The sequence below is a fragment of the Chamaesiphon sp. OTE_20_metabat_361 genome, from assembly GCF_031364565.1.
The window spans coordinates 1-9829 of the sequence record NZ_JANLWO010000756.1; the positions used below are offsets into that span (position 1 = coordinate 1).

Annotated in this window: 10 protein-coding genes; 5 read left to right on the plus strand and 5 right to left on the minus strand. The window is 47.0% G+C overall.

Annotation, left to right across the window (positions count from 1 at the left end; genetic code table 11):
• A partial coding sequence (locus RMO35_RS21430) for a sugar phosphate nucleotidyltransferase (protein WP_309744084.1) occupies positions 1–281 on the minus strand: 281 nt, incomplete at its 3' end.
• Positions 282–683: 402 nt separating this feature from the next.
• A complete protein-coding gene (locus tag RMO35_RS21435) occupies positions 684–1022 on the minus strand; it encodes a hypothetical protein (RefSeq protein ID WP_309744086.1) in 339 nt (112 codons plus the stop codon).
• A gap of 182 nt (positions 1023–1204) precedes the next feature.
• On the opposite strand from RMO35_RS21435, the gene pyrE reads away from it, so the two are divergent.
• The 5 genes from pyrE to RMO35_RS21460 all read left to right on the plus strand — a co-directional run bounded on the left by pyrE (position 1205) and on the right by RMO35_RS21460 (position 5243).
• Positions 1205–1810, plus strand: coding sequence for an orotate phosphoribosyltransferase (gene pyrE, locus RMO35_RS21440; protein WP_309744088.1), 606 nt, complete (start codon positions 1205–1207; stop codon positions 1808–1810).
• 169 nt (positions 1811–1979) lie between these two features.
• Positions 1980–3752, plus strand: a complete 1773-nt coding sequence (locus RMO35_RS21445) for an asparagine synthetase B family protein (protein WP_309744090.1) — start codon at positions 1980–1982, stop codon at positions 3750–3752.
• Positions 3753–3973: 221 nt separating this feature from the next.
• Positions 3974–4210, plus strand: a complete 237-nt coding sequence (locus RMO35_RS21450) for a hypothetical protein (protein WP_309744092.1) — start codon at positions 3974–3976, stop codon at positions 4208–4210.
• 86 nt (positions 4211–4296) lie between these two features.
• Positions 4297–4857: a GNAT family N-acetyltransferase gene (locus tag RMO35_RS21455; RefSeq protein WP_309744094.1), complete on the plus strand. Its 561-nt coding sequence runs from the start codon at positions 4297–4299 to the stop codon at positions 4855–4857.
• Positions 4858–4922: 65 nt separating this feature from the next.
• Positions 4923–5243, plus strand: a complete 321-nt coding sequence (locus RMO35_RS21460; protein WP_309744097.1) for a hypothetical protein — start codon at positions 4923–4925, stop codon at positions 5241–5243.
• A 76-nt stretch (positions 5244–5319) separates the two neighbouring features.
• Here RMO35_RS21460 and RMO35_RS21465 read toward each other — a convergent pair whose 3' ends face one another.
• The 3 genes from RMO35_RS21465 to RMO35_RS21475 are packed head-to-tail and all read right to left on the minus strand — an operon-like array spanning position 5320 to position 9495.
• On the minus strand, positions 5320–6633 hold the full coding sequence (locus RMO35_RS21465) for a hypothetical protein (protein ID WP_309744099.1): 1314 nt from the start codon (positions 6631–6633) through the stop codon (positions 5320–5322).
• Positions 6630–7829, minus strand: a complete 1200-nt coding sequence (locus tag RMO35_RS21470; protein ID WP_309744101.1) for a decarboxylase — start codon at positions 7827–7829, stop codon at positions 6630–6632. The genes RMO35_RS21465 and RMO35_RS21470 overlap by 4 nt, the downstream gene beginning before the upstream one ends.
• Positions 7822–9495: an asparagine synthetase B family protein gene (locus tag RMO35_RS21475; protein WP_309744104.1), complete on the minus strand. Its 1674-nt coding sequence runs from the start codon at positions 9493–9495 to the stop codon at positions 7822–7824. The genes RMO35_RS21470 and RMO35_RS21475 overlap by 8 nt, the downstream gene beginning before the upstream one ends.
• Positions 9496–9829 lie beyond the last annotated feature (334 nt).

The following is a 9829-nucleotide window of genomic DNA, read 5'->3' on the forward strand; positions in this document are numbered from 1 at the left end:
GGATTGTCTTTAGTTTGTTGCGCGGCGAGGACTTCGACAAAACCATCGCTAAAGCCGGAAAAATTGTAGGCGCGGGCTAAGTTTCGATTGAGTGAAGCGGAGTTAAACTGCGTGAGAACGTAGATTTTGAAAATCTCAGAATTGATACAGTTGCTCACGGGAATATCGATCAATCGATACTTCCCAGCGAGGGGAACGGCAGGTTTTGCCCGCAGCTTAGTCAGGGGATATAACCGGGTGCCCGCACCACCACCTAAAACGATCGCTAAAACTTTTTTCACAATAACCTCTTAAAATAAGATCCCGCAAGAGCCGATCTCCATCGCTAGGGGTTTGACTGGTATCTCCACCACTACCGCCCCGATCGGATCGCGTCTCGATACCCTCTATCATCTGATAACTTGGGTACATTCGGGCTGCTTGAGTCGGTATTTTCTGCTACTTTCTTCCGAATACTGGCTCGGAGAGAGGTAAGGGGTAAAAGGTAAAAGGTAAAAGGTAAGAGGTAATAGGTATCGTTCTTCACTTAGAGATTTGTACTAGTGAACGATCGATCGAGTTTAGAATATTTCCCATGACAAAACCGAGAGGCGATACTCGATCGCCACCCTCGGTTTTGTCAGCTTAGCTTGGAAATGACCGCGCTGAGTCCAAATATAAATCTAGTCTCAACTCGATTTGAGTTAGTTGCCAATCTGTGGGGGATTAGTCAACAGGGAGCTAGTAAAGGGATTGGGTAAATCAGCAGTACGCACTGGTGTACCACCGCGCTGGCGAATTAGATCTTTATAGATATTATTAACAGAGCGTGCATCGCTGACAGCTTCGAGATCGGGATAGCTCAAACCAAATAATAGCGTCGCTTGACGATCGATCCCGGTATTACGATAGGTATCGCCGGACTGACGGAACATCGCATTAGTAATCGCATCGGTAATCGGTTCTGCGTGGGCTTGGGGTGCGTAACAGCCAGCCGCAGCTACAGCTAGTGCGGCAAAACAAATCGTTTTTAATTTCATCATGGGTTAGCCTCTATATCAAGATATCAAGTGTTTACTCTATTCAACCGAACGATGAGTAAATCGGGAAGATTTTAGATTTTGCCCAGCAGCAGTTAGCCGCCACCGGGCAAAATCGCGATATACGATCGAGACTGGGATAAAATTTAGTATCCCGCGATCGACATCTCTCAAACATCCAAATTATGCACTCACCTGTTGGCAATATTCCCTATCCGACGATCGATCTAACTATTTTGCGCCAACATCTGCTAGATTTGCTTTGTCAGTTGGCTTACAAAGAAGGTGACTTCACCCTCTCCTCCGGTCAAAAAAGTACTTACTACATCAATGGCAAACAAGTCACGCTTCACCCCGAAGGAGCTGTCGCCACCGCCCGAATTTTACTCTCGATGCTCCCAGATGACACTGATGCCGTCGCAGGTTTGACGCTGGGAGCCGATCCGATCGTCTCTTCTGTCAGTGTAGTATCCGTCTATGAAGGCAAATCTATTCCCGCCCTCATTATCCGCAAAGAAGCCAAAGGACACGGTACCCAAGCCTATATCGAAGGCGCAACCCTCAAACCCGGTGCCAAAGTAGTCGTCCTCGAAGATGTAGTAACTACCGGACAATCGGCAATGAAGGCGGTAGAAAGACTCAGAGCTGCGGGTTATACTGTCGATCGAGTACTGACTTTGGTCGATCGCGAACAGGGTGGTGCGGAGTTCTACGCCGCTCAGGGGCTGCACTTTGAGACAATATTCACCATCAAAGATTTACAAGCTAGATATCGCGAGTTGGGGCTTTAGGTTTTAGGGGCATTGCCAACACTCTTAACACGAGCGTAGTCCTTTACCCCACCCCAACCCTCCCCTTATAAAGGGGAGGGAGCCAGGAATTGTCCCCCCCTTTATAAGGGGGGGTTGGGGGGGTAACACGGGACTACGCTCGCCACAGGTAAAATTCACAGGCTCGTCTATGGCGATCTTCGGACGCAATCACCAGCAAACAACACTCGTGCCTTCCCCTCGCTGGTTAATTTCTGTTGGCGCAGGCGAGAGCGGGAGCTGGCATCCATATCCTTTCCCACCCTCGATCCAATACTCCAAACCGCCAACCTGGATCGAACAACTCGACATCCAATCTACCTGGTGTCGAGAAAACTTTGGGATTCATTGCGTTGATGCTGGTTGCTGGGCGATGAGTCCCAGCCGGAAATATCTACTCGTGGGCGATGTGTGGTTGCGCAACCGTCAAGAATTGCTAGCAGCATTGCAAATCGCACCAAATCTGTCCGATATCGAACTCCTCGCACAACTGTGGGAAAAGTGGCAACTCGTTACCCTCACACAGCTTCAGGGGATGTTTGGGTTTGTTGTCTGCGATATCGCGTCCGAGCAAATCTCGATCGTTCGCGACCCAGTAGGCGCGAGAACGGTGTATTATACTCCCGGTCAAACTTGGTGGATCGCCCCTCAACTTAGCAGTCTAAATCCTTATCGATCGAATCAGCTCGATCCGATCGCGTTGCGCGATTATCTCACCTGTTCCTTCGTTCCTGGAGAGCGGACGATGAGGCAGGATGTGCGGGAAATTCGACCCGGAACCATCCTCAAATTGCCCGGAGAGCAAATCGTAAGCTACTGGCAATTACAAGAGCAGGTAGTCGCCCAGGAGTCGCTAGAGTGGCATGGCGATCGATTGCGATCGCAATTAGAACTAGTCATAGGGGAATATTTACCAGCAAATCAACCAGTCGGCGTATTTCTATCCGGGGGTTTAGATTCGAGCTGCATTACCGCTTTAGCCGCACGACTCCACGACGCTCCTATCCATACTTATTCGATTCACTTTGGCTCCGAATGTGCCAACGAATTGGAGTTTTCGAGTTTAGTCGCCAACCATTGTCAAACCCACCACCACATCTTAGAAATCACCTTCCAAGATATGTGGGACAAGTTATCTGAAACAATGGCAAACTTAGACGATCCGATCGGCGATCCGCTGACAGTTCCCAATTTATTAGTCGGACGATTAGCCAGTCACAACGTCTCGATTACCCTCAATGGGGAAGGTGGCGATCCGTGTTTTGGTGGCCCTAAAAACCAGCCGATGTTAATCGATAGTTTATATAATTCAGAGGCTAATCATAACCCTTTGCAAGCATATTTAACTTCGTTCCAAAAATGCGCCGCAGATTTACCCCAACTTCTCAAACCTGAAATATTGCAACAAATTCAGCAGCCGTGGGTCTTTGAAGCAGACTTAAATTCAAACATGAGTTTTCTCAATCGGTTGATGGCATTAAATATTAAGTATAAAGGTGCCGATCAGATCTTGACTAAAGTAAATAATCTCACTCATGCAGCCGGATTGCAAGGTCGATCGCCGTTATTCGATCGGCGAATTGTGGATCTGAGTATGACTATTCCACCGGAATACAAACTCTCCGGTGTCAAAGAAAAAGCCGTATTAAAACAAGCAGTTGCAGATCTCTTACCAGCCGCGATAATCGATCGACCAAAAAGCGGCATGATGGTACCAGTCCAGCTCGGTTTTCGGAAATATTGGCAACGTCAGGCGGCGAAGATGTTGCTGAGTCGGCGGGCATTAATCGCACCTTATATCAACCAGAATCTAATTAAAGAATGGTTGAGTTTTCGCGGTGACGTATGGGGTAGATATGGTGTGAAGCTATGGTTATTGGTTAGTTTGGAAATGTGGCTTCAGGTAAATTATAATCGGAAGTAGGTAAGCAATAGCTAACCCAAATTACTACCGATGGAAATGCCTACGATTAAAATCGTGGCTAGTGATGCAAAGTCCGCCTACGCGGACTAATATGTCAGTCCGCGCATCGCTCCCTCCCGTTTGTGTGCGTCAAGACAAGACAGGCGGACTTCGTATCACCAGGAGTGGTTTTAACCACTTTGAGTGTAGGTAGCAACTAATAAATCCAGAATAGAAATACGATGACTTCTACGACACCAAACGTTAGTCCGATCGAAGATATTGAAGTGATGGCTCGCCGAATCGAGGCTGCTGCTCAAAAGCAAGTCGCGATCGATATCGCACGGCTCAAAGCAATGGGTAAACCAATTCACTATGCAATCGGTCAAAAGTTAGTTAGAGAGGAAGTTAATGAACAAAAATTTGAGCTTCAGATTCGAGCGGATGGCAACGAAGAAATTATTGGTGAGATTATTTAGATCGTGCCAACTCTAACTATTATTGCTGGAGCAAATGGATCTGGTAAATTGCATGGATCGATCGAGCAAATTTAAATTTATAAGTTATGACAGAACTAATCGAATTAGAGACAGAGCGACTGCGGTTGCGCCAATGGATCGAATCAGATCGAGAGCCTTTTGCTCGACTTAGTGCCGATCCAAAAGTGATGGAATTTTATCCTAATATACTCGATCGAGCCGCAAGTGATGCAATGGTCGATCGACTTCAGGCATTAATAAGCGATCGCGGCTGGGGCTTTTGGGCTGTCGAATTAAAAGCAGATAAGCAATTCATCGGCTATGTCGGTTTGCACGTCCCCACGGCCAATTTACCCTGCTCTCCGTGCGTCGAAATCGGTTGGCGATTGGCATTGCCATATTGGGGAAAAGGCTACGCATCAGAGGCGGCTAGAGATGTGTTACAAGTGGGATTCGATCGACTCAATCTCCTAGAGATAGTTTCTTTTACCGCTACTATCAATCGCCGCTCTTATACTTTGATGAAACGCCTGGGAATGACTCGCGAGGCTGAAACATTCGAGCATCCGAGCGTTCCCGTTGGGCATCCACTTAGAGAACATTACCTCTATCGATTATCGAGGGAGAAATGGCAACTCGATCGATAAAACAACGTATTAAGCGATTTTTCAAATCTTCTACTTGGCAAAATGTCGAGATTGGTATTTGTATTATGACTATGCTGGTACTATTTCCAGTAATAATTCCCATCACTTTTACGATTGGCTACTTTGAAGAGCGTCAAAAACGAAAAATTGCCGAGCGATTTTCTTGTACGAAATGCGGCAATATTTTAGGTGCGATCTCGATCGATTTGGCAGATGCCGAGCAACATAAATTCATGCAGAGATTATTGCATGAAAATCCAGGGATAAGAATACGTCCTGCCACTAGAACTGTTTACGCTATTTGTAGTAATTGCAAAACTAAATTTACTTATTTAAAGGAAGATATGTTATTCGATATAGCCTCTGATAATTCACCGATTGAGTAGTATTTTTGTTTTAATAAAAGTAAGGCTAGGAACTAAGATTAGAAGCCTAAATCATCAAACAAGCATTGCCTCAACCCTATCCAAAACTTTCGACAGCATAGAAAACAGGGCTACTATCGATAATTACCATATCGCCGCCTTCAATTACTGCTAACTCTCGACTTTCATTAATCGCGCGGTGCAAAATCTGAATGAGTTTCTGAGGTGGGAAAGATTCTAATTCTAAATAACAACCCGCATCGAGCCATGCTAATTCTTCAGGGTTGAGACTGGCGCGGATGTCTGGAGGGAGTTGTTGGGAGGTTCGCGCGGACGATCTAGATTGAGGAGTCATCACATCGATATTATCCATAATCTGACGCGGGAGAATACCGACATCGATAATCGGAATCGCCGGATTGGGAAACCAAGTTTCTTCGCGCAGACGACTAATTAATTTGAATCCACTCGGCGAACAATTATGTAGCGCATACACTTTGAGATCGGGATTGCGGTGCAACATTTCCATCGTAGTGGCAAAGATATTTTGCGGATAACCATCGATCGTCAGAATCGCACAGTTATTTTCAAAGTGGAAGTTATTACTAATCAGGAGTTGCGCGATCGAGGATTTATCACATACTACCACGCGATCGAAACTATAGGCAGTAACTTGAGGATTTGGAGCGGCGGGTAAACCATTAGCCAGTGGTAGTGGCAACATTTTTTCGGATAAGTTATTGATACTCATCCATCGATCGAGCCACGTATCAAATTGAGTTTTTTCTATTAGGAATTTATCAAAAATTTGACTCTGTTGACGTTGGCAATCCCAGCTCAACCACGCTGCGGCAATTCCTAAACCGATCGAGAAAATAATCCCGATTGGTGTTTTAATAATAATACTGACAGGTAAACCAGCTAATAATAAGATTCCCGCAAGAACTTTGAGGGCGGTAATATTCTCCTGGCGGGTACGTCGATTGAGTTGGGGAGACAGTGCATTTTGAGATACCAGCCAGACGATCGCAGTTGCAGCTATACTTACGACAATTGGTGCGACGAAATTAGGCGAAAGATTAAAAAAGCCGCTCGCCCAAAAGCTGGCGAAGATAATGGGAAAAGCGCTACAGCCGATTACTGGGATTGGGTTAGCTGCAAAGCCAGCTCTGATAAACCGCGATCGCAATCGCTTATCTAATAAATAATAAAGCTGTCTGGGTGTGAAAAAGAGCGTGTTATTGGCGGAAATATCGATAATTAACTTTGCAAAGAAAGGATCGGTCAATTTGGTATTAGTCGGCATTGCCGTCGGCTCGAAGGCAAATGGATGGTTACAACTTTTACACCTACCCATATTGCCAGTTCGATCTTTGAGGTTGTTGTCAGTACCGCAGCTAATACATTTCACGATCGATCCTCCTCAAAGATTTGATTGGTTAATAAGATTCGATAATCCTCTCGCTGTCTGATGAGCCGATGACTATCTCTAGCTAATAATACTTCGCCTGGGCGCGGACGGTGGAGAAAGTGTGAAGACATCGCATAACCATAAGCGCCGACATCTCGAACGGCAATAATATCGTCGATTTTGAGTCGCGGTAGCTGGCAATTACGTCCTAAATAATCGCGGGAATAAGTGGTATTTCCACAGATATCAGTCATAAATAAATCGTCACTATTTTGCCAACTGACGATCTCGCGATAGCCGCCATGTACGGATGGTACCGATAGATTTGCCACCGTGGTATCGACACCAACGATCTGTTTCTCACCTTGCCATTTTGTCGAAACTACCCGCGCCAATAATACAGCACATCCCGCGATCGCGGCGCGTCCGGGTTCGATCGTTAATTGCATCTGTTTATCTAACTTGGATAATCTTTTACTTAATATGCGTCCAAATTCTCCCCAATCAAAAGCCGCTTTGTCGTGATGGTAAGGATAGCCAAATCCCCCGCCAAAATCTAAATCCGCCCAATCTGGCAACCTACTCCCGATCGCTAAGATCGTCTCAATGGCATCTACAAACGCCTGTGTCGCATTTGTCCCCGTGCCGCGATAGAAATGTAGTCCTTCTACAGTTAAACCCGCTCGACGGGCGATCTTGCTCGCTCGCTCGAATTCATCGGGATGGACGCCGATTCGACTCTCCCCGGTTAAAACTGGGAAGTTCAAGCGCAGTCCCAGACGCGGTTTTGGGTACTCAGGCGTGTAGACATCTACCAATGTTTCAAGTTGGCTCAGGCTATCGAGATTAATCGCGCTAATTCCCCATACTAGAAGTTGACGCATCTCGGATCGATCGAGATTGCTGCCGCTATAGACGATTCGATCGGGCGTAAAACCAGCCGCCAGAGCCAGATAGATATCCCCTGGCGTATTGGCATGAATCCCCCAGCCTTTGTTTTTAAAAACCTGGAGTAGGGCGACGTTGCCATTAGTGACGCTGGCAAACTGAAATCGAGTAGCGGGATAGGGGATAGAATTGGTAATCAGCTCGATCGTATCTAACAATCGATCGAGCTGATAAACATACAATGGCGAACCATAGACAGATATTAGCTCTTGAGCTTGTGCTAGCGAAAATGGTAAGAGATTATTCATATCGATCGGATGACCTGATGCGCTCAATTTGTCTCCATAATGGTTGTGGCATCCAAAATGGATGATTCCAACTCTTGCGAGTCGATGGTGCGCCTAACACCTGAATTCGCCATCGCTCCCACATCATAATTAACCATAATACTTCGCCAATTCGCCGCCCTTGGATCGAACCGCTGAATTTACCACTGACTAATTGAGTAGCAATATCTGCTTGCCAACATCCCGCTGCTCGCAAAACTTGCGGATTCAGCCACGTCCCCAAATCCGACCACAATTCTTGAAACAGCCACGCTGTCAGCGGTACACCCATCCCGCGTTTCGTCCGCCAGACAATTTCCGCAGGTAATAGATCCTCGACTGCTCGTTTGAGGATATATTTTTCGCAAGCACCCTGAAGCTGGAGCGTGCCAGATACGCCAAAAGTCCACTCAGCTAGTGGTAAATCGCAAAAAATCGATCGCACTTTCAAGCCATGCCAACGCGCCAAATTAGTCGCACGCGGCTGGATATTTTGGGCACCTTTGAGCATCAGCGACGCTCGGCGCAAGCGGTGGAGCAATTCGGGTGTCAGTGTGGGATCTAAAGCCGCACCAATCCAATCGGCGGGATCGAGAGCCTGAATTTGTGCGAGGATTTGCGACTGAAACGATTGCTGCTCATAGCCATAGAGCCGATGAAAAGTTTGAAGATAAGGCTGGATAAAGTCGGTACTCCCCCCATAAATACTCGCCGCAATCAGCGGTTTATTCGTCCATCCCGCAAATAATTGATCGCCGCCTTCCCCATTGAAAATTACCGCTACATCCTGACTAGCAGCTTGACAGAGTAAATATAAAGGCACCGTCACGCCATCCCCATAGGGTAAGTCTAGAGCGCGACTGGTAAGATCGATCGACGATCTGACTAATTTCGGATTTACAGGGACTTTGACTAAGGGAATCTGAAGATGATGAGCCACCTGCTCGGCATAGGGATACTCCGAAATTCCCGCCTCGCCAAAATCAAGCGTATAAGCCCGAACTTTAACCCCATTTTGAACCAATAACGCCGCCGCGATCGAGGAATCCAATCCCCCAGATAACAACACACCCACGGGTGCATCTGGTAAATCCTGAATCTGGCGATGGATGGCAGCTTGCAATAAGTCTTGAAGCTGTTTGATAGCAAAAGTTTCATCTGCGATTTGCGCTTTGGCTTGTTGCCATCGAACAGGAGCGGTGGCGCTGACAATCGCAACTGGATGAGTCCGTCCAAATTTACCCGCTTGCCAGCACCATTCCGTCCCCGCAGGTACCGCCTGAATCCCCCGCACGGGGGTCAATGGTGTCGGAACGTAGGAAAAGCAACTATAGCCATACAGCCCGCCTACATCGATGTCTGGCTGGGATAGCAGCGGCAATAATAACTGTAAATGCGAAGCAAACCAAATCGTCGAGTCGCACTCCGTCCAGTACAGCGGCGTCTTGCCGAATGGTTCTCGCCCTAATACTAAATCTGCATCCTGTAATCGCACCCAGCAGTCCAACTCCAGCCCCGCTGCCGAAATTCCTACAGGTGTCGCACTTAGCGATTGGATTGGCGCGGAAAGTAAACTGGCAAGAATGCTCGATCGATCGTCATCACCCCAATAACCAACTAATTGCCCCGCTAAAATCGCAATTTTCACATCAGTTTAGCTTGTAGCGATCGACTATTGTCATCTTAGAGTACTCTTGTCTTTTTTACGCGATCGCCTGATTTAGAGCGCAACGCAATAATCATCGCATGTAAATCCCCTCCCAGGAGGGGTGCCCGTAGGGCGGGGTGGGTTCACCATCTGCGAGGCAAGCTCTCAACTCCATATGTTCAGATATCCTCGATCGAACTAACCATTTATTCCATAACAATCTACTAAAAGCGGAAAACTTCTCGTTCGCGGCGCCGCAGGCCAGGAAATGGTGCTGCAACCATGAATACCCCGTTCCGACCATGGGAAGATCGGGAAACGCCTGCTGCATTTC